The sequence below is a fragment of the Brevundimonas sp. Marseille-Q4549 genome (assembly GCF_976940555.1).
This window is the reverse complement of the sequence record NZ_CDRHXG010000001.1, coordinates 1871287-1894533: the sequence shown is the minus strand read 5'-3', so window position 1 is coordinate 1894533 and position 23247 is coordinate 1871287. Positions and strand designations below refer to the sequence as shown.

The 23247-nt window shown below is 68.5% G+C and carries 25 protein-coding genes; 7 read left to right on the top strand and 18 right to left on the bottom strand.

From position 1 onward, the window contains the following. Positions 1-104 precede the first annotated feature (104 nt). Together ACWPV3_RS09355 and ACWPV3_RS09350 are read right to left on the bottom strand one after the other, a co-directional pair. A complete protein-coding gene (locus tag ACWPV3_RS09355; protein ID WP_453977698.1) occupies positions 105-851 on the bottom strand; it encodes a hypothetical protein in 747 nt (248 codons plus the stop codon). A 23-nt stretch (positions 852-874) separates the two neighbouring features. Then, positions 875-1639, bottom strand: coding sequence for a class II aldolase/adducin family protein (locus ACWPV3_RS09350; protein ID WP_292085964.1), 765 nt, complete (start codon positions 1637-1639; stop codon positions 875-877). 179 nt (positions 1640-1818) lie between these two features. On the opposite strand from ACWPV3_RS09350, the gene ACWPV3_RS09345 reads away from it, so the two are divergent. The 3 genes from ACWPV3_RS09345 to ACWPV3_RS09335 all read left to right on the top strand — a co-directional run bounded on the left by ACWPV3_RS09345 (position 1819) and on the right by ACWPV3_RS09335 (position 4299). Beyond that, positions 1819-2949, top strand: a complete 1131-nt coding sequence (locus ACWPV3_RS09345; RefSeq protein WP_312734503.1) for a DUF2336 domain-containing protein — start codon at positions 1819-1821, stop codon at positions 2947-2949. Positions 2950-2980: 31 nt separating this feature from the next. After that, positions 2981-3760: an NAD kinase gene (locus ACWPV3_RS09340; protein ID WP_292085966.1), complete on the top strand. Its 780-nt coding sequence runs from the start codon at positions 2981-2983 to the stop codon at positions 3758-3760. A gap of 62 nt (positions 3761-3822) precedes the next feature. Continuing rightward, the gene (locus ACWPV3_RS09335) at positions 3823-4299 is read left to right on the top strand and encodes an Hpt domain-containing protein (protein WP_292085967.1); all 477 of its coding nucleotides are present in this window, start codon (positions 3823-3825) and stop codon (positions 4297-4299) included. Positions 4300-4351: 52 nt separating this feature from the next. On the opposite strand, the gene ACWPV3_RS09330 is transcribed toward ACWPV3_RS09335, so the two are convergent. After that, positions 4352-5488, bottom strand: coding sequence for a DUF2336 domain-containing protein (locus tag ACWPV3_RS09330; RefSeq protein ID WP_453977697.1), 1137 nt, complete (start codon positions 5486-5488; stop codon positions 4352-4354). 85 nt (positions 5489-5573) lie between these two features. Beyond that, positions 5574-6371: a transglycosylase SLT domain-containing protein gene (locus ACWPV3_RS09325; RefSeq protein ID WP_292085969.1), complete on the bottom strand. Its 798-nt coding sequence runs from the start codon at positions 6369-6371 to the stop codon at positions 5574-5576. Between the two features lie 169 nt (positions 6372-6540). Here ACWPV3_RS09325 and ACWPV3_RS09320 point away from each other — a divergent pair, with 169 nt between their 5' ends. Continuing rightward, complete coding sequence (locus ACWPV3_RS09320; protein WP_453977696.1) at positions 6541-7275, top strand: TonB family protein; 735 nt, start codon at positions 6541-6543, stop codon at positions 7273-7275. Here the strand turns inward: ACWPV3_RS09320 and ACWPV3_RS09315 are convergent. Both ACWPV3_RS09315 and ACWPV3_RS09310 read right to left on the bottom strand, forming a co-directional pair. Beyond that, complete coding sequence (locus ACWPV3_RS09315) at positions 7272-8285, bottom strand: NAD(P)/FAD-dependent oxidoreductase (RefSeq protein WP_453977695.1); 1014 nt, start codon at positions 8283-8285, stop codon at positions 7272-7274. The two genes, ACWPV3_RS09320 and ACWPV3_RS09315, sit on opposite strands and share 4 nt — an antisense overlap. Before the next feature lie 60 nt (positions 8286-8345). Further along, entirely contained in the window at positions 8346-10193 is a 1848-nt protein-coding gene (locus tag ACWPV3_RS09310) for a phosphoenolpyruvate carboxykinase (GTP) (RefSeq protein ID WP_453977694.1), read from the bottom strand. A gap of 197 nt (positions 10194-10390) precedes the next feature. Here ACWPV3_RS09310 and ACWPV3_RS09305 point away from each other — a divergent pair, with 197 nt between their 5' ends. Both ACWPV3_RS09305 and ACWPV3_RS09300 read left to right on the top strand, forming a co-directional pair. Continuing rightward, positions 10391-11029: a DUF938 domain-containing protein gene (locus tag ACWPV3_RS09305; RefSeq protein WP_453977693.1), complete on the top strand. Its 639-nt coding sequence runs from the start codon at positions 10391-10393 to the stop codon at positions 11027-11029. 43 nt (positions 11030-11072) lie between these two features. Then, complete coding sequence (locus ACWPV3_RS09300) at positions 11073-11840, top strand: pseudouridine synthase (RefSeq protein ID WP_453977692.1); 768 nt, start codon at positions 11073-11075, stop codon at positions 11838-11840. Here ACWPV3_RS09300 and ACWPV3_RS09295 read toward each other — a convergent pair. The 9 genes from ACWPV3_RS09295 to ACWPV3_RS09255 all read right to left on the bottom strand — a co-directional run bounded on the left by ACWPV3_RS09295 (position 11824) and on the right by ACWPV3_RS09255 (position 19040). Further along, positions 11824-12576 (bottom strand): ATP12 family chaperone protein, encoded by a 753-nt coding sequence (locus tag ACWPV3_RS09295; RefSeq protein ID WP_453977691.1) that lies wholly within the window; start codon positions 12574-12576, stop codon positions 11824-11826. The genes ACWPV3_RS09300 and ACWPV3_RS09295 overlap by 17 nt on opposite strands. 18 nt (positions 12577-12594) lie before the next feature. Further along, entirely contained in the window at positions 12595-14073 is a 1479-nt protein-coding gene (locus ACWPV3_RS09290) for a putative 2OG-Fe(II) oxygenase (RefSeq protein ID WP_453977690.1), read from the bottom strand. Then, positions 14070-15095: an RluA family pseudouridine synthase gene (locus tag ACWPV3_RS09285; protein ID WP_453977689.1), complete on the bottom strand. Its 1026-nt coding sequence runs from the start codon at positions 15093-15095 to the stop codon at positions 14070-14072. Before ACWPV3_RS09285 ends, ACWPV3_RS09290 begins: the two co-directional genes overlap by 4 nt. After that, a complete protein-coding gene (gene crcB, locus ACWPV3_RS09280) occupies positions 15092-15487 on the bottom strand; it encodes a fluoride efflux transporter CrcB (protein ID WP_453977688.1) in 396 nt (131 codons plus the stop codon). The genes ACWPV3_RS09285 and crcB overlap by 4 nt, the downstream gene beginning before the upstream one ends. 40 nt (positions 15488-15527) lie before the next feature. Next, entirely contained in the window at positions 15528-16016 is a 489-nt protein-coding gene (locus ACWPV3_RS09275; RefSeq protein ID WP_453977687.1) for a CC0125/CC1285 family lipoprotein, read from the bottom strand. 49 nt (positions 16017-16065) lie between these two features. Then, positions 16066-16419, bottom strand: coding sequence for a DUF1304 domain-containing protein (locus ACWPV3_RS09270; protein WP_453977686.1), 354 nt, complete (start codon positions 16417-16419; stop codon positions 16066-16068). Between the two features lie 27 nt (positions 16420-16446). Further along, complete coding sequence (locus ACWPV3_RS09265; RefSeq protein ID WP_453977685.1) at positions 16447-17169, bottom strand: RluA family pseudouridine synthase; 723 nt, start codon at positions 17167-17169, stop codon at positions 16447-16449. A gap of 39 nt (positions 17170-17208) precedes the next feature. Continuing rightward, the gene (locus ACWPV3_RS09260; RefSeq protein ID WP_453977684.1) at positions 17209-17652 is read right to left on the bottom strand and encodes a hypothetical protein; all 444 of its coding nucleotides are present in this window, start codon (positions 17650-17652) and stop codon (positions 17209-17211) included. Positions 17653-17723: 71 nt separating this feature from the next. Then, on the bottom strand, positions 17724-19040 hold the full coding sequence (locus ACWPV3_RS09255) for a replication-associated recombination protein A (protein ID WP_453977683.1): 1317 nt from the start codon (positions 19038-19040) through the stop codon (positions 17724-17726). Positions 19041-19115: 75 nt separating this feature from the next. Between ACWPV3_RS09255 and ACWPV3_RS09250 the strand changes: the two genes are divergently transcribed. Then, positions 19116-19538, top strand: coding sequence for a VOC family protein (locus ACWPV3_RS09250; protein WP_453977682.1), 423 nt, complete (start codon positions 19116-19118; stop codon positions 19536-19538). A 10-nt stretch (positions 19539-19548) separates the two neighbouring features. Here ACWPV3_RS09250 and ACWPV3_RS09245 read toward each other — a convergent pair whose 3' ends face one another. The 3 genes from ACWPV3_RS09245 to ACWPV3_RS09235 all read right to left on the bottom strand — a co-directional run bounded on the left by ACWPV3_RS09245 (position 19549) and on the right by ACWPV3_RS09235 (position 23168). Then, positions 19549-20949, bottom strand: coding sequence for a Do family serine endopeptidase (locus ACWPV3_RS09245; protein WP_453977681.1), 1401 nt, complete (start codon positions 20947-20949; stop codon positions 19549-19551). A 59-nt stretch (positions 20950-21008) separates the two neighbouring features. Further along, positions 21009-22319 carry a TCR/Tet family MFS transporter gene (locus tag ACWPV3_RS09240; protein WP_453977680.1) on the bottom strand — a complete coding sequence of 437 codons (1311 nt, stop codon included), beginning with the start codon at positions 22317-22319 and terminating at the stop codon, positions 21009-21011. Between the two features lie 66 nt (positions 22320-22385). Beyond that, on the bottom strand, positions 22386-23168 hold the full coding sequence (locus tag ACWPV3_RS09235) for a thiazole synthase (protein WP_453977679.1): 783 nt from the start codon (positions 23166-23168) through the stop codon (positions 22386-22388). Positions 23169-23247: the final 79 nt, after the last annotated feature.

The window sequence follows — 23247 nt, the reverse complement described above, 5'->3', positions numbered from 1 at the left end:
TCTCTCGTTCAGGGGGACGCCGCACGCATAGCGACTAACGCCGCGCGCGCAACCTTATCTCTTTGTAACGCGTCGGATCGGCGGCTCCGTCGCTCAAGGCGACGCTAAAAACGACGCCAGAGGGCGAAAACCGGTCCCCGCGCGATGGGCGTCTCGCGGCCCGCCACCGTATGTCGCCACCCCACCTGCAAGCTCCAGCGGTCCAGATCGCGCACGACCGACCCTTCCAGCGACAACCATCTCGCCCCGCCGTCCGCCGCTCCGCCGAAGGCCTGGCCCAGAACCAGCCAATCGCGCCCCAACCGCCCGCCGACCGTGGCGTCCAGGCGCGTCTCGTCCGGAAGCCCGTCCCGGAACCGCCGTGCGGCCTGGATTTCGACGAAGAGTTGATCCACGCCCAGACGCGAGCCCGCCCCTCCCAGCGAACGGCCGGCGGACAGGCGCGCCTCCCAATCGTGCTTGCCGACACCGGGCGGGGCGTAGCCGGCGTTTCGCCCCTCCCCGCCGTTCGCATAGCCGCCGTACAGGCTGACGGCGTTACGGTCGTCGCGCCAGACTTGCCAGGTCGCGCCGATCTCGATCGGGCCGCGTCCCTCATAGTCGACGAAGGCGTCCTCTCCATCCTGCCAGTCGGCCCTCAACTGCAGCGTCAGCCCGTCGGTCACGCCGTATTCGGCGAACAGGCCCAGCGCCGAGTCCCGTCGTTCGGCTGGAAGGGGCTGGGTGTCGCCCTGCGGATCGAACCCCTCTTCCGCGACCATATGTTCGTATTTCAGGATCGCCTGTGTCCGCCCCTTGGGCTGGGTCCAGGCTCCGGCCGTCGCGTCCCCGCCTGGAACAGCCGCCGCCATGGCGGCGGCCGCTCCGATTATCGTCAGGCGTCGTAGCCGGGCGACTTGCGATCCAGTTGCCTGAGCGCGCCAGGCCAGGCCAGGGCCGAGATGAAGCCGATGCCGCGTCCCTGCTCCTTGGTCTCGGCCTGGGCTGCGTCCGGCGCGGTCAGGACGTTCTCCAAACCGCCCGACAGGGCCGCCACCTGCTGGGCGCAGGCCCGCTCCAGGAAGAATATCCCGATCCATGCCTGCGCCGCCGTCTCCCCTACCGCCAGCGTGCCGTGATTTCTCAGCAGCATGAGCGGCTTGTCCCCCAGGTCGGCGACCAGACGTTCGCGCTCGTCATGGTTCAAGGCCAACCCCTCGTACCCATGATACGCAACCTGATACTGTAGTAAACACGCGTTCTGGCTGATCGGCAGCAGGCCTTCCCTCTGGGCCGCCACGCCTACGCCGTTCACCGTGTGCAGGTGGATGACGAATTTGGCGTCCTCACGCGCCGCATGGACCGCCGAATGGATGGTGAAGCCCGCCGGATTGATGAAATTCGTCGTCTCCTGGACGATGTTTCCTTCCAGATCGACCTTCACCAGCGAAGACGCTGTGATCTCGTCGAAGTAGAAGCCGTAGGGATTGATCAGGAAGTGATGTTCCGGCCCTGGAACGCGGGCCGAAATGTGGGTGAAGATCATGTCGTCCCACCCGTGCAGCGCCACCAGCCGATAGAGCGCGGCCAGTTCCACACGCACAGCCCATTCGGCTTCCGAGACCCGAGACTTCAGTGACGGGCTTGTTCCATCGGCCATGATTTCCTCCTGCCTCTGACGGGCTTGAGCAGGAACGTCTCCCCTGGCCGAAGCCTCGTCAAGACAGATGATTCGAACCTGACGCTACGTCAATCGCGACGCGGACCGGACTTGGTTAACCGCGCCTTCACCTCCATGGAGCAATATCCAGACGTTGGATCGCCCATCGAGGAGCCGCCGTGTCCGCTGTCGTTCAGATGAGGTCGCCCGCCGCTCCTCGTGACGATTTCGACGCGTCCGCCCTTCTGAATCTCGCCCGCAGCCGCTCGCCCGACGATCGTCAGCGGTTGCTGCTCGGCGTCGCCGCCCTGTGCGAATCGACGCCGACCGCTCGGGCGGCGCCGGTTCTGGGCGACATCTTCCTGGCTCTCACGGCCCAGGCCGAGCGCGAGATCAGGCTGGTTCTGGCCGAACGCCTGGCCGACGCCGACTGGGCGCCGCCCGCCCTGATCAACATGCTGGCGCTGGACGAGATCGAAATCGCCCGCCCCGTCATCACCTCCAGCCCGTTGTTGAAGGACGCAGACCTGATCCGGCTTCTGGTCGAAGCGACCCTGGAACACCAGATCGCCGTCGCCCGGCGTCCGGGCCTGTCGCGCAGCGTCACGGACGTCATCGTCGAACGCGGGGAGGCCGTGACCATGACGGCCCTGGCGTCGAACCGCACAGCCGACATCAGCGAGGCGGCCCTGCATCGCCTGGTCGAAGAATCGCGCCGCCTCGCCGGGCTGCGCGCGCCCCTCAGCCGCCATCCGCGCCTTAACGAGGCGTTGGCCCAGGAACTCTACCAATGGGTCGGACAGGCCCTGCGCCAATCGATCGGCGAGCGTTTCCGCATCGACGACCGACTGTTGAACGGCGCCGTTCAGGACGCCAGCGCCGCCCTGGCCCGCAATGGCGGCTGGCGCGCCGTGCCGATCTCCGGTCGAAAGGAGGACGGCGGCGACCGACACGAGATGGAGCGAAGGCTGGTCGACAAGCTCCAGGCCGCCGGTCAGCTGCGTCCCGGCCTGCTTGTACGCGCCCTGCGCGAACACCGGCTCGTCCTCTTCGAACAGACCCTGGCGGCGCTTGGCGGATTCACCTCTCCCCAGGTTCACGCCGCCATTCGCGCGCCGACGGCCGAACCGCTTTATCTGGCCTGTATTGCGGTCGGCGTCGACCGGGCGGTGTTCCCGTCCCTGCTGGTCGAGGTCCGCAAGCTGACCGGCGGATTTCCCGCCGACGGCGGCTGGACGGCGACCGCCCTGAACGCCGCCTCCGCCTCGCGCGCCTTCCTTCAGATGGTGGAAAAGCCGGGCTCGGTTTGACTTCGGTGCGAACCTCGTTTCACGTCGATCCGTGACCCAGCCAAGCGCGCCCCTTTCCCTGGCCTTCGTCGCCAGCGACCGTCCGGAAGCCCAGGCCGCCCGCCGGGCGCTGATCCAGCGATACGGCGCCGTTTCCGAAGCGGACGCCGATGTCATCGTCGCCTTGGGCGGCGACGGACAGATGCTGGAGACCCTGCACGCCAATCTGCGGCGCCGCACGCCGGTTTACGGCATGAACCGCGGCTCCGTCGGCTTCCTGATGAACGACTATGACGAGGACGACCTGATCGAACGCATCGCGGCAGCCGAGCGCACCATCATCCACCCGCTGCAGATGGACGCCTGGACCGAGAGCGGCGAGGTCCACACCGGTCTGGCCATCAACGAAGTCTCCCTGCTGCGCCAGACGCGACAGAGCGCCAAGCTGCGGATCACGGTCGACGGCCGCGTGCGGCTGGACGAACTGTCCTGCGACGGCTGCCTGTTGGCGACGCCGGCGGGTTCGACCGCCTACAATCTGTCGGCCCATGGCCCGATCATCCCCCTGGACGCCCACATCCTGGCGTTGACGCCGATCAGCGCCTTCCGTCCTCGCCGTTGGCGCGGGGCCTTGCTGTCGCACGAAGCCAAGGTGCGTTTCGACGTGCTGGAAGCGGACAAGCGCCCGGTCTCCGCCACCGCCGACAACTTCGAGGTCCGTCGCGTGGCCTCGGTCGAAGTGCGCGAGCGCCGCGACGTCCATCTGACCATGCTGTTCGACGCCGGCCGCTCGTTCGGGGAACGCGTCATGGCGGAACAATTCGCCAACTGAGCGAGTCACCGCTTCTTAACAGCGACCGGCTACCTTGGCGCCGAATTCCAGTGGAGCCCGCGATGAGCGATCCGGCGCAAGTCTTTCGTCCCCCCAACACCCTTCGCAGCAAGGTCGGCGGCGGATTCGGCATCAACGCCGACGCGATCGCCAAGGCGGAAGAGGCCCTGAAGGCCATGTCGGCCCAGTTCGGCCAGTGGTTGGCCGAGGAGATCGTCAAGCTGGACAAGGCCCAGACTGACATCCGCCAGCAGGGTTACACCCCCGCCACGGCCGAAGCCCTCTATTTCCGCGCGCACGACCTCAAGGGTCTGGGCACCACCTACGAATATCCGCTGGTGACGCGGATCGCCGGCTCCCTGTGCCGAATGCTGGACGACCCCGCCACACGCATGAATGCGCCGGCGGTGATACTGGACGCCCATATCGACGCCATCCGCGCCGTCGTGCGCGACCAGATCAAGACGGACGAACATCCGACCGGCCGCGCCCTGGCCGAAACGTTGGAAGCCCGGGTCTCGGAACACCGGAAGGCCTGACCGCCAGGTTGAGGCGAATGAGGAGGCCCGCCGACGGCGGGCCTTTGCCGTTTCAGGCCGCGTTGACGGCGACCGCAGGCAGCGTCGGCTGATCCAGCCGCTCCATCAGATAGGCCAGGTCGTCGCGCTGCACGTTCGGCCGCTGGGTCAGGAAGCGTTCCAGCATCCGCTGGCGAAATTCCTCGGTCGAAACAGCGCCGCCCTCGGCCGTCAGCGCGCGCCAGGTGTCCACGCCGACCCGGAAGGCTTGGAACAGACGGGGCGGCAAACCCGCGCGATCGTAGATGGCCTTCAGCCCCAGCGGCCCCGCATCGTGCACCATCAGCCAGGCGCGCTGATGCGGCGTCTGGGCCAGTTCCGCCAGTCCATGCTCGAACATCGCCATATGTCCTCGCGCCAGACCGCGCAGCAGCAACGAGGCGTTCAACGCCTTGCGGCTGTTCAACTGGGCCATGAAGACCGACAGGTCGGCGCTGGCGGCGGCCTGGTCGACCAGATCCACCGTGGCGCGCTCGCGTGCATACTGGGCCAGGCGGATCGCCGTTTCCGGCGCGACGGCGTGGCGGCTGACCAGGTGCTCGCGCACCGTCTCGCTGGCCAGGGCGATCAGGCGCTCCGTGACGTGCAACGGCAGGACCTGGCGATAGGCCACCGCCGTCAGCACCTCCTGGGACTGCGCGAAACGATCGACGACGACGCTCAGGGCGGCTTCGGAGATGTCGGCGTTGTCGTTGGCGGCCAGGGCGCGGACGGACTGCTCGCACCCCTCCTCGGCCAGGACGGCGGCGACATCTCTGGGAACCCGCGGACGGGTGGCGACGGCGACCTGACGCACGGCCGATCCCGCGCGCACGATCTCGATCAGGTCTTCGTCGCTGAAGGCGGGCGAGGACGTGATGATCGGCAGGGCGATGCTGTCCAGGTCGGCGGCCAGCTTGCGCGCGATATCGTTGGGGATCAGAGTCGAGGCCTTCAGCGTGACGGCCATGGCGCGGCGAACCAGTTCGGCTGAATCATCGGCCAGCATGCGCAGGATTTTCTGAGCCGCGTCCCGCTCGATGTCGTCCAGTACGATCCGGTCCATGTTGCGGCACAGCTTGTGCGTGGCCTCGGCGCGCTCGTCCTCGTCCGTCGCCTTGACCAGGCGTCGGATATCCATCTCGGTAAGGCGTGCGCGATAGGCGGTCATGGACGGCTCGTCAGGGAATCGGTCGTGCCCCTGACGATGAGCCTGCCATGCTTAATGTCCGGTTTACCATCGACGCAGATGCGTCTCAGGCCGATTCTTTTCCGGCCGGAGAGAAGGCGCCGCCGAAACCGCCGCCGGACGAACCGTCCTGCCCCAGCAGAAGGGCCAGCAGACCCTGGTCCTGCTTCAACCGATCCATCCGCGCCGCCAGCATCTGATCGCGTTCGCTCAGCGACGGCGGCGCCAGACGGTTGTCGATCACGCCGGAAGCGGGCGCGCCCTCGCCCGCCGTGCGCTGCAGATTGGCGTGCACCTCGGCCACCGTGGCGGCGCGTCCGTCGCGATAGAAGATGCTGCGGTTCGCGCGCGCCGCGTCCGGAAACAGGGACGCCGCGCTGGCGCCGGGATAACGATCCATCGCCTCCATCAGGCTGGCCGCGCCCGCAGGCCCCAGGAAATGCGCGGCGTACAGGTCGCCGGCGCCCGGCTCCTTGCCCGTTCGGCCCCGCAGATAGGCCGCGTTCGACGCCGTCAGTTCCGCCGCCATGGTGGAGGCCGCCTGGGGATCGAAACGCAGATCCAGAACCACGTTGCGCGCCGAACCGTCCACGCGCCAGCGCCCGTCAGAGCCACGACGGATCAGGTCGGCGTACTGGCCATAGCCATGCTGGGCGCCATGTTTCTTGACGGTTCCCAGCCAGGTTTGCTCGATGAACTGGAACAGGCCGGCCGCCGAAGAGGTGGGCGCCTTGGCCGAGGGATTCAGCGCGCTTTCACGGCGCGCGGTCTTCATCAGGAAGTCGAAATCGACGCCCACGGCGTTGGAGGCGCGCCGAATGGCCGCCTCAACCCCGCCGGACGATGGAATCGCACCCACGCTCATGACGACTCGAGGGTCGCTGAACGTGGTTAATCAATCCCTAATTCTTAACGCCGCCATTAACGGCTTGCTGTGGAGAATCGCGCAAGCGCTGCCGTAAAGCCGCCACAACCTGCGCGCTCACTTCCCTTACGGGCGCTGCCGGGGGGCGGTGAACGAGGGAAGTGCAGACATGATGATCCGTGCCGCCGGCGGCCCAGGCGCCGTCAATCCCATCGATTTCGGGGAACGCAGGAAGCCGATCCCCCGTTGGCTGTGGGCCGCCATCGGCGTCTCGGCCTTGGCCCATGTGGCGGCGGGCGTGGTGCTCTATAATCAGCGGTTCGAACTGAATGCGCCTGACGCGACGCAGCCGGACACCCCGCCGGTCGATGTGACGATGTTCAAGCTGCCTGAGCCCAAACCGCTTCCGTCGACCGTAACGCCGGCGCCGCCCACGCCCATTCACAAGCCCCTTCTGACCGTGCCGACCACGCTGCCGCCCGTGCCGCTCGCGCCGCCGGACGAGGGCGTCATCACCGCCCCGCCCGGCCAGATCGTGGTCAGCACCGCGCCCGTCGGCGTCGAGGGCGGCAAGGCGACGACAGAGGCTCCGCCCCGCCCCGTCTCGGTCATCAACAACCCGACCTGGGCCAGTCGGCCCTCGGCGGCGCAGATGGCCCGCGCCTATCCGACGCGGGCCGCCGAAAACGGCGTATCGGGTTCGGCCAGCCTGTCGTGCATCGTGCGGGTCGATGGCGGCCTGACCGGCTGCCGCGTCACCGGCGAGACGCCGAACGGCCAGGGCTTCGGCCGCGCGGCGCAAGGTCTGTCGCGCGACTTCCGCATGAACCCGCGCACGGTCGACGGCCGCCCCGTGGACGGGGCGACGGTGAACTTCACCGTCCGCTTCGCGATGGAGAACTAGAAACGTCGCGGATCGAGGGCGCGGGCGTCCGGCGACGGCGCCCGCCCCTCGATCCAGTCGGCCACGGCCGATCCCGCCAGCGGCCCCAGCAGCCAGCCGTTGCGACGCGGCGCCAGGGCCATAAACAGACTTTCGCCGTCCGGCGCCGGGCCCGCCAGGGGCAGGCCGTCGGCCGTCGCGCCCCGCACGCCCGCCCGCCATTGGATATCGAGCGACTGCGGCGATCGCCCCAGGACGCGCCAGGCCGCCTCCAGCATGCGCCGGCCGGTTTGCTCATCCGGCGTCGTATCGCGGCGTCCCGGCTCCATCGTCGCCCCGACCACGACCCTGTCGCCCATGGGCGCCACATAGGCGCCGGGACCGCGCGTCACCCGATCGGTCGCCAGCGCGCGCGTCACCCCGATCTGTCCCCGGATCGGCTGGATGACGTCGATCAAGGCGCACGTCGCCGCCGGCAGCCCCGTCAGCGCAGGGGCCGCGCCCGTCGCCACCACCAGACCAGACGCCACAATCCAGCGTCCGTCCGCCGCGATACGCCAGCCACCGGCCGTCGCATGGACTTCGGCGGCTTCACCCGTGACCACCGCCTCGCCCAGGGCTGCCTTCAAGGCGGCCATCGCCTGATCAGGCTGGACCTGCCAGTCGTCGGTCGTGATCACGCGGTCGCCATCCCGCGCCGCATCGAAACCCAGAGCCGCTAGTCGCGCCGCGATCCGATCAGCCTGGCCCCCGCGCCATTCCGCCGGCCTCTGCGTCAAGACGATCCCCGCCGACTGGGCGAACGCCGGCCACAGATCGCGCCCGGCCTTCAACAGCCGCGCCTGGTCCGGCGACAGGTCGTCGATGGCGGATTCCATCGCCGGGGCGATCATGCCGGCCGCGACAGCTGAGGCGTTCGGTCCGCCGGGATCGACCACCCGCACCGCATGGCCTCGCTGTTTCAGCGCAAAAGCCGTGCAAAGGCCCAGCACGCCGGCGCCGACGATCACGATAGGAGGAGAAGACGTCACGGGCTGTCTGATCGACCCGTGACGCCGGGAATGCAAGGCGTTGAAACGCCCGAAACGGACCTATTCGGCGGCGATGGCCTCGGCCCTACGGCGGTCCAGACGTTCGCTCAGGGCCGCGTGCTGGTCCCACAGCGCCTGGGGCAGACGTTCTCCGAAACGGGCGTAGAACTCGGGGATCAGCGCGGCCTCCTCGCGCCAGACCGCATCGTCCACGTCCAGCAGGATCGATAGTTGCGCCTCGGTCAGGTCCAGGCCCGACAAATCCAGCGCCTCGGGCGACGGCACCCGACCGACCGGCGTATCCACCGCTTCAGCCACGGCGTCGATCCGCTCGGAAATCCATTTCAGCACGCGCGAATTGTCGCCGAACCCGGGCCAGACGAACTTGCCGTCCTGATCCTTCCTGAACCAGTTGACGAAGAAGATGCGCGGCAGTTTCGAGGCGTCACGCCCCTGCCCCATCTTCAGCCAGTGGCTGAAATAGTCCCCCATGTTGTAGCCGCAGAAGGGCAGCATGGCGAACGGGTCGCGGCGCAGCTCCCCGACCTTGTTCTCGGCCGCCGCCGTGCCTTCCGACGCCACGGTCGAGCCCATGAAGACGCCGTGCTCCCAGTCGAACGCCTCGGTCACCAGCGGCACCGCGCTGGCCCGGCGCCCGCCGAACAGGATGGCGTCAATGGGCACGCCTTTCGGGTCTTCCCACTCCGGCGCGATGGCCGGGCACTGGCTGGCGGGCGAGGCGAAGCGCGCGTTCGGATGGGCCGCCGGTTCGCCCGACGCCGGGTCGTGCGGCTGCCCCTTCCAGTTGGTCAGGCTCTCTGGCGCGGTCCTGGTCATCCCCTCCCACCACACATCGCCGTCGGCGGTCAGGGCGGTGTTGGTGAAGATGGTGTTGGTCGCCAGCGTCTCCAGCGCATTGTGATTGGTGTCGCGTCCCGTGCCGGGCGCCACGCCGAAGAAACCCGCCTCCGGGTTCACGGCGTACAGCCGGCCGTCGTCCCCGAACCGCATCCAGGCGATGTCGTCGCCGATGGTTTCCGCCTTCCAACCCGGCAGACTGGGTTGCAGCATGGCCAGATTGGTCTTGCCGCAGGCCGAGGGGAAGGCGGCGGCGACATATTTCGACCGTCCCTTGGGATCGGTCAGCTTCAGGATCAGCATATGTTCGGCCAGCCAGCCCTCGTCGCGGGCCATGACCGAGGCGATCCGCAGCGCATAGCATTTCTTGCCCAACAGGGCGTTGCCGCCATAGCCGGAGCCATAGGACCAGATTTCCCGCGTCTCGGGGAAATGCACGATCCATTTGTCGTCGTTGCAGGGCCAGGCCACGTCCGCCTGCCCCTCGGCCAGCGGCGCGCCCAGCGTGTGGACGGCGGGCACGAACACACCCTTGTCGCCCAGCTGATCCAGCGCCGGCTTGCCCATCCGCGTCATCACCCCCATCGACAGGGCGACATAGCCGCTGTCGGTGATCTCGACGCCCAAGGCGCTGATCTCCGATCCCAGCGGCCCCATGCAGAAGGGCACGACATACATCGTCCGCCCGGCCATGCAGCCGTCGAAAAGGCCCGCCAGACGGTCGCGCATCTCGATCGGATCGGCCCAGTTGTTGGTCGGCCCGGCGTCGGCCTCGTCCTCGGAACAGATGAAGGTCCGGCTTTCGACCCGCGCCACGTCGCGCGGATCGGACGCGGCGTAGTAGCAGCCCGGCCGCTTGTCCTGATCCAGCGCCTTCAGCGTTCCCTTGGCCAGCAGGTCGGCGACGATGGCCTGTTTCTCGGCCTCCGATCCGTCGCACCAATGGACGCGGGCCGGCCGGGTCAGGGCGGCGATCTGCTCGACCCAGGCGATCAGCCCGGCATGGGCGGTGGGCGCCGGACGCAATCCGGGCGTGGTGGAAATGGACAAGGACGTCTCCTGAGCAACCAAGGCCCGACGATCTGACGCCGTCGTGGCCCGAAAAAAGCGATCACGCACTGTTACGACGGGTCATGCGCCTGTCGTCCACCGGCGTCAAACCGTGCATGACGGCGCCGCACGGACAGGCCAGGACGGCAAAAGATTGCGGGTGCCTGCGTCCCGCTCGCCCGCTAGAAACACAGTCCATGCAGACTCTGGATTCCATCGCCCCCTTGCCCGAAGGCGCCCTGTCGTCCCCTGCGGCCGCGCGCAACAGCGCGGCCATACTGGAGGTGCTGCGCGTCCATCTGCCGGCGCGCGGCGCGGTGCTGGAGATCGCCGCCGGATCAGGCCAGCACGCCGTCGCCTTCGCATCCGCCCTGCCCGACATCCGCTGGACGCCCACCGACCCCAGCGCCGAGGCGCGCGCCAGCATCGCCGCCTGGGCCCGACGCCTCGGATCGCCCAATCTCCGGCCGCCGTCGGCGCTGGACGCGACGGACGAGACGACCTGGCCCGACGCCAGCGTCGACGCCGTCTTCTGCGCCAACATGATCCACATCAGTCCCTGGGCGGCGACCGAAGGCCTGATGCGTCTGGCGGGCAGCACCTTGCGCCGGCCCGGCGGCCTTCTGGCGCTCTACGGCCCATTCATCGAGCCTGACCAGCCTCTGGCGCCGTCCAACGCCGCCTTCGACACCAGCTTGAAGAGCCGCGATCCCGCCTGGGGTCTGCGCGACCGCGACATGGTCTCGACCCTGGCTCGCACCTGCGGACTGGCCCTGACGCGTCGCGTGGCAATGCCCGCCAACAATCTGATGCTGCTGTTCCGCCGCGACGTCTGAGCCCGCCTTGCTCCAGGCCCCACCGGCCCCTAGACAGCCGCCCATGGCCTTTACACGCACCTACGACGGCGACGCGCCCGTGCGCATTAACAAATGGCTGGGGCAGGCCGGTGTCTGCTCGCGCCGTGAGGCGGAAAGCCTGATCGCCGACGGCCTGGTTTCCATCGACGGCGAGGTCGTGCGGGACGCGGGCCGCAAGATTGAGCCGGGCCAGACCCTGACCCTGAACGACACGGCCCAGGCCGCCCTGGCGTCGGGCATGACCATCGTTCTTCACAAGCCGGTCGGCTACGTCTCGGGCCAACCTGAACCAGGCAAGGTCCCCGCCGTCCGCCTGCTGAAACCCGCCAACAAGGTCGGACAGGGCGAGACGCCGGCCCGCGACGCCTCCCTGCCCCCGATCGGTCGCCTGGACGAAGATTCGCGCGGTCTTTTGCTGCTGTCCTCGGACGGCGTGGTGGCCAAGGCCGTGATCGGTCCCCAGTCCGACCTGGACAAGGAATATGTCGTCGAGGTCGCCGGCACGGTGACGGAGGCCAGGCTCAGCCGCCTACGTTACGGCCTGGAACTGGACGGCCGCCAGCTGAAGCCCGCCCGCGTCACCCAAATTGCCCCGCAGCAACTTCGCTTCATCCTGAAAGAAGGCCGCAATCGCCAGATTCGCCGCATGTGCGAACTGGTCGGGCTGGAGGTTGTGGACCTGCACCGCATCCGCATCGGGCCGCTGAGTCTGGGCGACCTGCCCGAGGGCCGCTGGCGTCACCTCACGCCCTCCGAGCGCGAAGCCCTGATCGTCAGCGCAAGGCCCTGAACCAGCGGTCCAGCAGGTTCGCCTCCGACCGGCGGGCGGCTGTGCGCTCTTCGGCCTCGGCGTCCACGCCCCACTGACCTTCCTGGAAGTCTTCCTCGATGCGCGACAGGTCGAACGCCGCCTCCCCCGTCAACGCCCCGCGCTCCAGGGCCAGGCCCAGCACCGCCGAGCCCAGCAAGGGCGTCGCCGTCGCCAGCCCGGTCAGGCGGAAATCGTCCAGTTGCAGCGCCAGGGCCTTCACACGCCCGATGGCTTCCGGCGACTGGGCGCGATGGACGACGCCCTCGACCGGCTCCAGCCTCACGCCCAGCTCCCGCGCGGCCCAATCGCGCCACGGCGTCCATTCGCGCTGTTGCCGTTCGACCAGCGGCGTCGGATGTTCGGCCAAATAGCAGATCGCGTCGGACCCGGCGTAGGCGGCGATCTCCTCGGCGACCGGTTCTCGCGCCTGACTGACGCGATCTATGGCGGTGGAGGCCAGGCGGGTCGCCGGCATGGAATGCGGGTCCAGAAACTCGCCCTGTGCGGCCCATTCATCGGCGACCAACCGCGCCGCCGCCTCCGTCGGCAGCACCAGCGGCGCCTTGGCCGGCGTCTTCGGCGTGCGGCCGTCCAACGTCACAGCCCAACCGCCCCCGTCCGCAGGGGACACGCCGACGTCCTTCCAGAAGCGGGTGACGCGGTCCGGAGACAGTTCGACAAAACGTGGACGGCGGGGAGCGGAAGGGTCGGTCATCAGCGGTCCTTTGGCGTGTCAGGCGGGCACGATGTCGAAGGCCAGCGTCAGACGCGTCGCCTCGCCGCCGAACGGTTCCGTGCCGTGCCACATATAGGAGGGGAACAACACCAGGGTCCCCGCCTGGGGCTGAACATAGTATTCCGGCGGCAGGTCCGCCCGTCCTGGCGGCGCGCCGAACCGCAACCAACCCTCGCGTCCCTGCCCCGCCACCGCAGGCGGCAGTTCGATATGGCAGGCCGAGGACAGCCAGCCGCGCGAGTGAATATGGTCGGCGTGAAAACCGTGCGGCTGCAACCGCACGGACCAGCTGCCCATCACGCGATAGCGGCCGGTGTTGCGCGATCTCAGCGGGTCATCCCCATGCCCGACCGCCGCCATATAGGCCCGGATCGGCGCATCGACGGCGCGGAAAAAAGCCCGGATCGCGGGGTGATCGCTTTCGCTGAGCGGTGCAGGCGTCTGTGATCCGCCGCGCAGCGACTGGCCGACCGGATGGGTCTTCAACTGGTGCAGATCGTTCAGCGCGCGCGCCAGATCCCCCAGATAGGCGTCCAGCGTCTCCCAGCCTTCGGGCGTTTCCAGTCGATAGGGGCGCACGAAGGCGTCATAGTCATAGAGGGTGCGATAGCGGGCGTCGCCCGTCATGCGCCAGGCGGTCGCCTGGAAGGCCAGAACGTGCTGGTCCAACGGTTCGGCGCGCCGCAGCGGCTCGATCAGCGCCAGCGCCGCCTCGGCCTCCCCCAGCGCCAGCCGGCACTCGGCCTGCGTCACCATGATGGCGGGGATCGGTCGTCCCGCCAGAACGGCCGCCCGGTCCGCGTGCTCCAGGGCGCGGCGCGGGTCCAGCGGCAGCACGGCCTGCGCCGCCGCCAGTTCCCCAGGCGCGTCCAGCGGTCCGGAGATCAGGGCCTCGTATCCCTCGCGCGGCTGGCCCGCATAGGCCAGCAGACGCGCCTTGATCCGCCGAGGCGACGGATCGTCGGGCGTCGCGGCGATGACGGCGTCCAGCGGCGCGCAGGCCGCCTCCGCGTCGGCGGTCCGCATCCAGATCAGCTGGCTCAGGTCGTCCAGCGCGTCGCCATAACCCGGTCGGCGCGCCAAGGTCTGGCGATAGGCGTCCTCGGCCGCATCGAACCGTCCCTGCGCTTGCAACGCGCGGGCCAGGACCAGCCAGGTCTCGGGGGCGTCGCCGCCTATGGCCATGGCTTCGCGACAGACACGTTCCGCCTCCACCGCCCGTCCCAGGTCGCCCAGGGTCGAGGCCAGATTGTGCCGCGCGGGTACGCTCTGGGGACGCACGGCGACCAGCCGGCGCGAGGTTTCAATACTGTCTTCCAGCCGCCCGGCACGCTTCAACAGGTCCGCCTGGACCGACAGCGCCTGCCAGGGCGCGTCCTCCTGGGCGGCCAGCGGGCTCAACAGCGCCAACGCTTCGTCCAGCCGCCCTGCGGCGGCCAGAGCCTTGGCCTCCTCGACCTGGACGCCGACCGTCACCGGACCCTCTTCACACCCAGGAAGGGATCGTCCTCGGCCTCGTCCTCGGTGAAGCCGAAGTGGGCGAAGCCGGCCTTCAGTTCGGGGCTGAGAGGAGCCGTGACCTTCAGGACGCCGCCGCGCGGGTGGTCCAGTTCGATGCTGCGGGCGTGCAGTTGCAGCTTCAGCGGTCCCGACAGTTCGCGCGATTTCTTGTCGCCGTATTTCGGATCGCCCAGGATCGGGTGGCCGATCCCGGCCATATGGGCGCGCAGCTGGTGCGTCCGGCCGGTGAAGGGCCGCAACGCCATCCACGCCGCCCGGTGCGAGGCGCGACTGATGGTCGAGAACGCCGTCTCGGCCGGTTCCGCGCGCGGGTCCTTGCGCTCGGCCGGTCGCATCATCTCGAAGTCGTTGATGCCGGTCTTCTTCAGCGGCATGTCGATCTGGCCCGAATAGGGTTTCGGATTGCCGATCACGATGGCCCAATAGGTCTTCTTGGCCTGACGCCGCGCGAAGGCGCCCGCCAGCCGCTTGGCCGCCTCCGGCCCCTTGCCCAGCAGCAGGACGCCGGAGGTGTCGCGGTCCAGACGGTGGACCAGGCGCGGCCGCTCCAGCCCTTCGCCCCAGGCCGACAGCAGACGGTCCACGTGGCGGCTGGTCTTGGTGCCGCCCTGCACCGCCAGTCCGTGCGGCTTGTTCAGGGCGATGACCATGTCGTCCTCGTACAGGACCAGCGACTTGGCGAAGGCGATGTCCCTTTCGGACAGGGTGTGGGCGTCCCCGGCCTGGCGCGAGGTGTCGTCGGGGATCGGCGGCACGCGCACGGCGGCCCCGGCGGTCAGCCGGCCTTCGGGCTTGATGCGGGCGCCGTCGACGCGGATCTGGCCGCTGCGGGCCATCTTCTGCACCTGGATGTTGGACAGGTGCGGCCAGCGTCGGCGGAACCAGCGGTCCAGGCGAATGCCGTCCTCATCCTCGGCGACATAGATCGTCAGGACTTCGCGCTTGGGGGCGTCGGCTGCGGGCGGCTGGTCGGTCAAACGGAAACTCCAAGGGCGCGGCGGGCGATCATCAGGCCGACGAACAGGGCGCCGATGGCGAGGACCACCGAGCTGATCACATAGGCGGCGGCCAGGCCGATCTGGCGGCGCTCGATCATCTGCACCGCCTCCAGCGAATAGGACGAAAAGGTCGTGAACCCGCCCAGCACCCCGACGGCGGCGAACAGCCTGACCGCCTCCTGCTGCGCGCCGCCCCGGAAAGCCAGCCAGCCGACCAGAAGGCCCATCAGCAGGCCGCCTATGACATTTGCCGCAAAGGTGCCGACCGGCCATCCGGCGTTCGGCGCCCACCGACCGGCCGCGACGCCCAGCCCATAGCGCGCCACCGAGCCGATGGCGCCGCCGATCGCGACGAGAAGAAAACGTGTCATCGTGCGGCTTTCTATACGCGGACCGCAACGAAAGCGATGGTCAGGGCGGGATGGGGCCCTGCACGGAGCGCGCATCATAAGCGTTGGGGGTGTTGGGCTTGGCGCCCGGGCCCATGCCGACCCCCGGGGGGGTCGGGGTCGGCTGCGGCCGGGTGAGGTCCGGCCCCACGCCCGCGCGGACACCGGATGCGGAGTAGCGGCCGTACCGGCTGCTGCCGCCGCCGATGGACACGCTGGGGCGGACCCCGCCCGCCCCACCCGGACGACCGTCGGTCCAGCTTTGCGTCACCTCGAACCAGTCATATCCCTGTTCGGTGGTCAGGTCCGCCGCCCGCACCAGCGCCCAATCGGCGACGCGACCGGCCGCGCCCACGCCGTTATAGGTCACCCGGTATCGGTTGCTCTCGACCCGCTGCTCGGAATACCCCTGCCCGCCGCTCCCCCGCTGCTGGCCATAGGGTGCCAGGCTAGCGCAGGCGGTCAGGGCCAGGACGGACAGGCCGGTCAGGGCGATGGCGAGACGCTTCATCGGATAAATCCTTTCGACGACATAGCGTCGCAATCAGACGGCCGTTCCCTCACAGATGCAAGGTCAGGGCGATCAGGGCCAGACCGGCCGGAACCGCCTGGACCAGCAGGATCTTCCGGCTGACCGTCGCCGCGCCGTAAAGCCCCGCGACCACCACGCAAGCCAGGAAGAAGACCTTGATCTGAAACCCGCCCGCGCCCAGCCACAGCCCCCACGCCAGGCCCGCGACCAGAAAGCCGTTATAGAGGCCCTGATTGGCGGCCAGCACCTTGGTCGTTTCGGCCATTTCGACGCTCATGCCGAAGGCCTTTCGCCCGCGCGGCGTGGTCCACAGCGCCATCTCCAGCACCACGATATAGGCGTGGATCAGGGCCACGATGACGATCAGAACGGTCGCGATCACAGGCGGCTCCTCGGTGTTCGGACGTCTTTATAAACCCAGCGCGCGCCTCAGCGTCTGGAAATCTTCCGGCGGCGGGGCCTCGACCGTCGTGGTCCCGCCTTCGGGATGCGGAAAGCTCAGTTTCGCCGCGTGCAGCATCAGGCGCGGCGCGGCCCCGACCGGCGTGGTCAGGGCGCCGCCATAGCGCACGTCCCCGATCAGCGGCCGCCCCAGATGCGCCATATGCACCCGCAACTGATGCATCCGCCCGGTCAGCGGCTCCAGTTCCACCACCGCCCCGTGATCGCTGGCGGCCAGGGTGCGGTATCGGCTCTGCGACCCTTGCGCCCCCGGCGCGTCGAAGGCCACGACCCGCATATAGGATTCGCGCCCGATCTCCTCGCGACGCAGGGGCGCGTCGACCGTGCCGGATCGCGGGTCCGGCGCCGCCGACAGCAGGGCCAGATAGGATTTCCTGAACCGCCGCATCTGCAGCGCCTTGCCCAGAAAGCCCGCCGCCGGCTTGGTCTTGGCCGCCAGGATCACGCCCGAGGTGTCACGGTCCAGCCGATGCACCAGCTCCGGCCGCTTGCCGTTCGACCGCGCGAACGCCCACAGCAGATCGTCCAGCGTATGCGCCTTGATCCGCCCGCCCTGGCTGGACAGGCCCGCTGGCTTGGAGAAGGCGATGATGTGCGCATCCTCGTGGATCACCCACGACCGGACGGCGGCGATTTCGTCGGATGAAAGATCGACAGGACTACGGGTCACGGCGCGTCCATACGCGACGGCGCGCCCTGCGTCAGCCCATCAGAGCAGCACGCCGCGTTTGCGCATATTGAACGCATACACAAACAGCAGAACCGCAATCAGCAGGATGATGATCGGCATCCAGCTCATGGCCGCCATTTGGGGCGGCGCCGACGGCGGAGGGTCAATCAGCTTGCCATAGATCAGACTGACCAGCGCACCAAGCAGCGACAAGCCAAAAGCGTGGACAGCCCAGCGGCGGCGCAACAACAGGAGAACCGACCCGATCACCGCTCCCCAGACGCCCAGGATCCAGGGGACGTACATCCAGTTCGGCATGGCCTCGTAGTAGGCGACCATGGCGTCGTCGAAGCCCGACGCCCGCATATAGGCCTCGCCCCGCGTCGTCGTCTGGACGAAGTCGAACGCGCCGAATCCATTCCACAACAACGACAACACGCCCACCAGCCACAGATGCCAGGGCGTTTTTACAGTCTCGATCATCGTCCCCTCCCAAGGATGTCGGACCGGAAAACTAGCCACGTTCTCGACCGGCAACAATGAACGGCGTTCAGTCAGTCGCCGGACCCGTCCGCCGCCATCCGCGCCCGCATCTCGGCCCAGCGCTCCAGCCGCGCCTTGACCTTCTCCTCGTGCCCCTCGCCCTTGGGCTTGTAGAAGGTGCGACGGTCCATCTCGTCGGGGAAGAAGTTGGCGCCCGAGAATCCTTCGGGCGTCGAGGGGTCGTATTGATAGCCCTTGCCGTAGCCCAGCGACTTCATCAGCTTGGTCGGGGCGTTGCGGATATGGGCGGGCGGCATCAGCGAGCCGGTTTCATAGGCCGCCTTCTTCGCCGCCTTGAACGCCTCATAGACCCCGACCGACTTGGGCGCGGTGGCCAGATGCACCACCGCCTGGGCCAGCGCCAGCTCGCCCTCGGGGCTGCCCAAAAAGTCGTAGGTGTCCTTCGCCGCATTGGCGACCAGGATCGACAGGGGGTCCGCCTCGCCGATGTCCTCCACCGCCATCCGCACGATCCGCCGCGCCAGATACAGCGGGTCCTCGCCCCCGTTCAGCATCCGCGCCAGCCAGTACAGCGCCGCGTCCGGGTCCGACCCCCGCACCGATTTATGCAAGGCGGATATGAGGTTATAGTGTTCTTCTCTACTCTTGTCGTAAGCGGGCGCCCGGCGCTGCAGCACGCCCGCCAGCCCCTGCACGTCCAGCCGCTCGTCCTCGGGCAGGTCGAACAGCACCTCCGACATGGTCAGCAGATAGCGCCCGTCCCCGTCCGCCAGCGCCAGCATCGCCTGTCGCGCCTCGGCCGTCAGCGGCAGGGCCCGCTCCATATGCGCCTCGGCCCGGCCCAGCAGCTGATCCAGCGCCGCGTCGTCCAGCCGTTTCAGCACATAGACCTGGCTGCGCGACAGCAGGGCGCCGTTCAGCTCGAAACTGGGGTTTTCGGTCGTGGCCCCGACCAGGGTGACGACGCCCGCCTCCACGAAGGGCAGGAAGCCGTCCTGCTGGGCGCGGTTGAAGCGGTGGATTTCGTCCACGAACAGCAGGGTCGACTGCCCCGCCGCCCGCCGCATCCGCGCCGCCTCGAACGCCTTCTTCAGGTCGGCGACGCCGGAAAAGACCGCGCTGATCGCCTGATATTCATAACCCGCCGCCTGGGCCAGCAGCCGGGCGATGGTGGTCTTGCCGGTGCCGGGCGGTCCCCACAGGATCATGGAGCTCAGCCGACCGGCCTCGATCATGCGCCGGATCGGCCCGCCGGTCCCCAGCAGGTGATCCTGCCCCACCACCTCGTCCAGCGTGCGCGGGCGCAGGCGGTCGGCCAGGGGGGCGTCGGGAGGCAGAATGCCGGAGGCTTCGAACAGATCGCTCATGGGTGCGACCTATGTAAGCGTTCGCACTCGGCTTTTCACGCGCTAGTATCGCACCCCGATACGGAGACCGCCTTCATGACCGACGCCCGCCCCGACCAAGGCCCGACTTCGGGCGTGACGCCCCATCTGACGATCCCGTCGCGCGGCGCCTCGGCGGCGGTGGACTTCTACATCATCGCCTTCGGGGCCGAGGTTCTGGATCGCCGCCTTGCCGATGACGGCGAGCGCCTGATGCACGCCCATCTGCGGATCAATGGCGCCAGCGTCATGCTGAATGACGAGTTTCCCGAATACAGCGGCGTGCAGGACGTGCGCCCCGCCGGCGTGACCCTGCATCTTCAGGTCGCCGACCCGGACGCCTGGTGGACCCGCGCCCTGGTCGTCGGCGGCGCCGAACCGGTCCTGGACATGGCCGACCAGTTCTGGGGAGACCGCTACGGCGTCCTGCGCGACCCCTTCGGCCACACCTGGTCCATCGGTGGGCCGAAGCCCGCCTGACGTCCGGTTTCTAGCGCAGGACGCCGGTGATCTGGCGGCCGCCGCGGTTGATCGTCACCTGCCATGGGCCGCGACTGGCGCTGGCGGCTTCCAACTCTCGGACGCTGTTGATGCGTTGGCCATTGACGGCCAGGACCAGATCGTTCTGGCGGAAGACGCTGGCGGCGTAGCCGCGTCCGGACACGCCCAGCACCACGACGCCCGTGGCGAAGGGATCTCCGCCCAATCGGTCCGCAAGCGCAGGGCTCAGCGCCGCGACGCTCGCGCCCTGAAACGGCCCCTGCTGGATCACCGTTCCCTGTTTCGGATCGGCCTCGCCCGGCAGGGTCTGGGCCCGCGCCGTCAGGGTCTGAGGCCGCCCGTCGCGCAGGATGGCGATCTGCACCTGATCGTTCGGATTGCGAGAGCCGACGCGATAGTTCAGCCCGCCCTGGTCGTTGATCTCCTGGCCGTCGACCGCCGTGATCACATCGCCCTGGCGAAGACCGGCGCGGGCGGCGGGACCGTTGGCGTAAACATCCGTCACGACCAGCCCCTGCGGCCGGCTCAGGCCCAGGCTGCCGGCGATGTCGCTGGTGACGGTGTCGCCCTTCACGCCCAGCCACGGGCGCACCACGGCGCGGGCGCCGCCCAGGGCCGAATCCACCACCCGCTTGACCATGGCCGCCGGCACCGCGAACCCGACCCCGGCCGAGGAACCGGATCGCGAGAAGATGGCGGTGTTGATGCCGATCAGATCGCCGTCCATGTCCACCAGCGCCCCGCCCGAATTGCCCGGATTGATGGCCGCGTCGGTCTGGATGAAGGAGCCTGAGTCGGAAATCCCCGTCTCGGTCCTGTTCAGGGCCGAGATGATGCCGTTCGTCACCGTCTGGCCCACGCCGAACGGATTGCCGATGGCCAGGACCAGATCGCCGACCTGCTGCTGCTCCTGATCGTCGATGGCCAGAACCGGCAGACGGTCGTTCACGTTCTCCAGCCGCAGCACGGCGATGTCGCTGCGCTCGTCGGCCAGGATGACGGTCGCGGGAAACTCGCGCCGGTCGTTCAGCACGACCTTGATCTGCTGGGCGCCGTCGATGACGTGATTGTTCGTCACGACGATCCCGTCAGAGCGCACGATGACGCCTGATCCGACCGACTCGGCGACCCGCGCCTGTGGGATGCCGCCGCCAAAGAACTGGAAGAAGGGATCGGCCTGCACCCGCTGCACGCTGCGCGCCGAGATATTGACCACGGCGGGGGCTGCGGCGCGCACCACGGGGGCGAAACTGGACTTCATTCCGGCCGCATCGGAGGGCGGACTGCGCGTGGGCTGGGCGAACTCGCCCTCCTGCGCCTTGGAGCTTTGCGGATTGCCGCAGGCCGACAGGGCCAGGGCGGCGGCGAGCACGATCGATCGGGTCTTCATGGTCATCCGAGGAGAACAGGCTTCAAGCCTCGCCATACCGCACCCGGTTTCGGGCCGGATCAAGGCGTGGGCGCGTCATCAACGGCCAGGGTTTCGGCGCGTTCCGCCCGCCGGGCCGTGATCCAGCCGATGACGCCCGCCAACAACAGCACCAGGGCCGAGATGTAGAAGCTGAGACCCGGTGAATGGACGACCGCATCGATCAGACCCAGGCCCTGCCGATCCAGCCAGCCGGTCAGCGGCTCGAACCCGCCGCCCACCGACAGGGAATAGACCCAGCCGAAGAACAGGGGCGAGGCTACCCCGGCGATGGAGGCCACGCTCATGGTCGCGCCCTGCAGCTGGCCCTGCTCGCTCTCGGACACCTGGCGCGTCATCAGGGATTGCAGCGTCGGCATGGCCAAGCCCCACAGGGCGTTCGGCAGCATGGCGGCGACGAACATCCACCCCGTCGGCGCCCAGCCCATCAGGGCGATGCCGATGGTGCCGCCGACCAGTCCCAGCAGCATGGTCTTGCGGTCGCCCAGCGCCTTCGTGACGGGCCCGACCACCAGTCCCTGCATCCCCATGTCCAGAAGGCCGACCATGGCCAGCAGCATCCCGACCTCGCGCGGGCCCCAGCCGTAGCGATACTGGGCGTACAGCACGAAGACCGCCGAAAAGACATGGTGGGCGAAATGCAGCAGGAAGGTCACGCCCGCCAGGCCCGTCAGTTCGGGATGGCGGCCCAGCAGCACCATGGCCCCGACCGGATTGGCGCGCCGCCAGCTGAACCGCATCCGCTTCTCCACCGCCAGACTCTCGGGCAGGATGATCAAACCATACAGGAAGGCCAGACCCGACATGGCGGCGGCGGCCCAGAACGGCGCGCGCGGCCCGATCTCTCCCAGGAACCCGCCGATCACCGGCCCCAGGACGAACCCGCCCGAGAAGGCCGCTCCGATCAGCCCATAGGCCTTGGCCCGCCCCTCCGGCGGCGTCACATCGGCCATATAGGCGTAGATGGTGGTGAAGCTGGACGAGGTGACGCCGGCCACGATCCGCCCCAGCGCCAGCCACCACAGGTTGGGCGCCAAGGCCATCAGCACATAGTCGATGGCCAGGCCCGCGCAGCTCAGCAGTATGACCGGGCGTCGCCCGTACTGGTCCGACAGCGACCCGATGATCGGCGAGGCGACGAACTGCATCCCGGCCCACAGGGCCACGAACACGCCGTTGATGATCCCCGCGCGGGCGTTGGAGCCGACGAAGTCCTCGATCAACTGCGGCAGGACGGGAATGATGATCCCCATCGCCACGATGTCGAGCACGGCCGTCACGAAGATGAAGCCGATGGCCGCCTTCAGCCGCTTTTCCGGAATGATCGACATGGCCGCCCTGACGCGAAGGAAACCGCGCCTTCTAGCGACGGAACGCTCCGCCGGACAGGCCCAACGTCAGATCAGGCCAGCCAGGGGCGAGGACGGGTCGGCGTACATCCGTTTCGGCATGCGTCCGGCCAGATAGGCGTCGCGGCCGGCGATGACGGCGTGTTTCATGGCGCGGGCCATGCGGATCGGGTCTTTCGCCCCGGCGATGGCGGTGTTCATCAGGACGGCGTCGCAGCCCAGCTCCATCGCCAGGGTCGCGTCCGAGGCCGTGCCGACGCCGGCGTCCACCAGAACCGGCACCTTGGCCTGTTCCACGATCAGGCGGACGTTGATCGGGTTCTGCAAACCCAGGCCAGAACCGATGGGGGCGGCGGCGGGCATGATGGCGGCGGCGCCGGCGTCCTCAAGCCGCTTGGCCATCACGACGTCGTCGGTGCAATAGACCATGACGTCGAAGCCGTCCTCGATCAGCAGATCCAGCGCTCGCAGCGTCTCGATCATGTCGGGATACAGGTGGGCGGTGTTGGACAGCACCTCCAGCTTGACCAGGTTCCAGCCCCCCGCCTCGCGCGCCAGGCGCAGGGTTCGCACCGCGTCCTCCCCGGTGAAACAGCCAGCGGTGTTGGGCAGGAAGGTGAAGCGATCCGGTTTCACATAGTCCACCAGCATCGGCTGGCTCGGGTCAGACAGGTTCACGCGACGCACGGCCACGGTCACGATCTCGGCCCCCGCAGCCTCGGCGGCGGCGGCGTTCTGGGCGTAGTCGGCGTATTTGCCGGTGCCCACGATCAGGCGCGAGTTGAAAGTGCGGCCGGCGACGGACCAGGTTTCGTTGGCTGTATCGGTCATGAGTGCTGACCTACGCGCCCCGGCCGCCGAGCGAAAGGTCGCAAGGATCACACCGCGTTGCGAGAGACCATCAGATAGA

Bases quoted from the DNA above. Each gene is read 5' to 3' on its own strand.
- ACWPV3_RS09260 (WP_453977684.1), bottom strand. From the start codon at position 17,652: ATGATCGAGACTGTAAAAACGCCCTGGCATCTGTGGCTGGTGGGCGTG.
- ACWPV3_RS09350 (WP_292085964.1), bottom strand. From the start codon at position 1,639: ATGGCCGATGGAACAAGCCCGTCACTGAAGTCTCGGGTCTCGGAAGCC.
- ACWPV3_RS09355 (WP_453977698.1), bottom strand. From the start codon at position 851: ATGGCGGCGGCTGTTCCAGGCGGGGACGCGACGGCCGGAGCCTGGACC.
- ACWPV3_RS09300 (WP_453977692.1), top strand. From the start codon at position 11,073: ATGGCCTTTACACGCACCTACGACGGCGACGCGCCCGTGCGCATTAAC.
- crcB (WP_453977688.1), bottom strand. From the start codon at position 15,487: ATGACACGTTTTCTTCTCGTCGCGATCGGCGGCGCCATCGGCTCGGTG.
- ACWPV3_RS09255 (WP_453977683.1), bottom strand. From the start codon at position 19,040: ATGAGCGATCTGTTCGAAGCCTCCGGCATTCTGCCTCCCGACGCCCCC.
- ACWPV3_RS09330 (WP_453977697.1), bottom strand. From the start codon at position 5,488: ATGACCGCCTATCGCGCACGCCTTACCGAGATGGATATCCGACGCCTG.
- ACWPV3_RS09275 (WP_453977687.1), bottom strand. From the start codon at position 16,016: ATGAAGCGTCTCGCCATCGCCCTGACCGGCCTGTCCGTCCTGGCCCTG.
- ACWPV3_RS09240 (WP_453977680.1), bottom strand. From the start codon at position 22,319: ATGTCGATCATTCCGGAAAAGCGGCTGAAGGCGGCCATCGGCTTCATC.
- ACWPV3_RS09335 (WP_292085967.1), top strand. From the start codon at position 3,823: ATGAGCGATCCGGCGCAAGTCTTTCGTCCCCCCAACACCCTTCGCAGC.
- ACWPV3_RS09235 (WP_453977679.1), bottom strand. From the start codon at position 23,168: ATGACCGATACAGCCAACGAAACCTGGTCCGTCGCCGGCCGCACTTTC.
- ACWPV3_RS09295 (WP_453977691.1), bottom strand. From the start codon at position 12,576: ATGACCGACCCTTCCGCTCCCCGCCGTCCACGTTTTGTCGAACTGTCT.
- ACWPV3_RS09245 (WP_453977681.1), bottom strand. From the start codon at position 20,949: ATGAAGACCCGATCGATCGTGCTCGCCGCCGCCCTGGCCCTGTCGGCC.
- ACWPV3_RS09250 (WP_453977682.1), top strand. From the start codon at position 19,116: ATGACCGACGCCCGCCCCGACCAAGGCCCGACTTCGGGCGTGACGCCC.
- ACWPV3_RS09320 (WP_453977696.1), top strand. From the start codon at position 6,541: ATGATGATCCGTGCCGCCGGCGGCCCAGGCGCCGTCAATCCCATCGAT.
- ACWPV3_RS09305 (WP_453977693.1), top strand. From the start codon at position 10,391: ATGCAGACTCTGGATTCCATCGCCCCCTTGCCCGAAGGCGCCCTGTCG.
- ACWPV3_RS09325 (WP_292085969.1), bottom strand. From the start codon at position 6,371: ATGAGCGTGGGTGCGATTCCATCGTCCGGCGGGGTTGAGGCGGCCATT.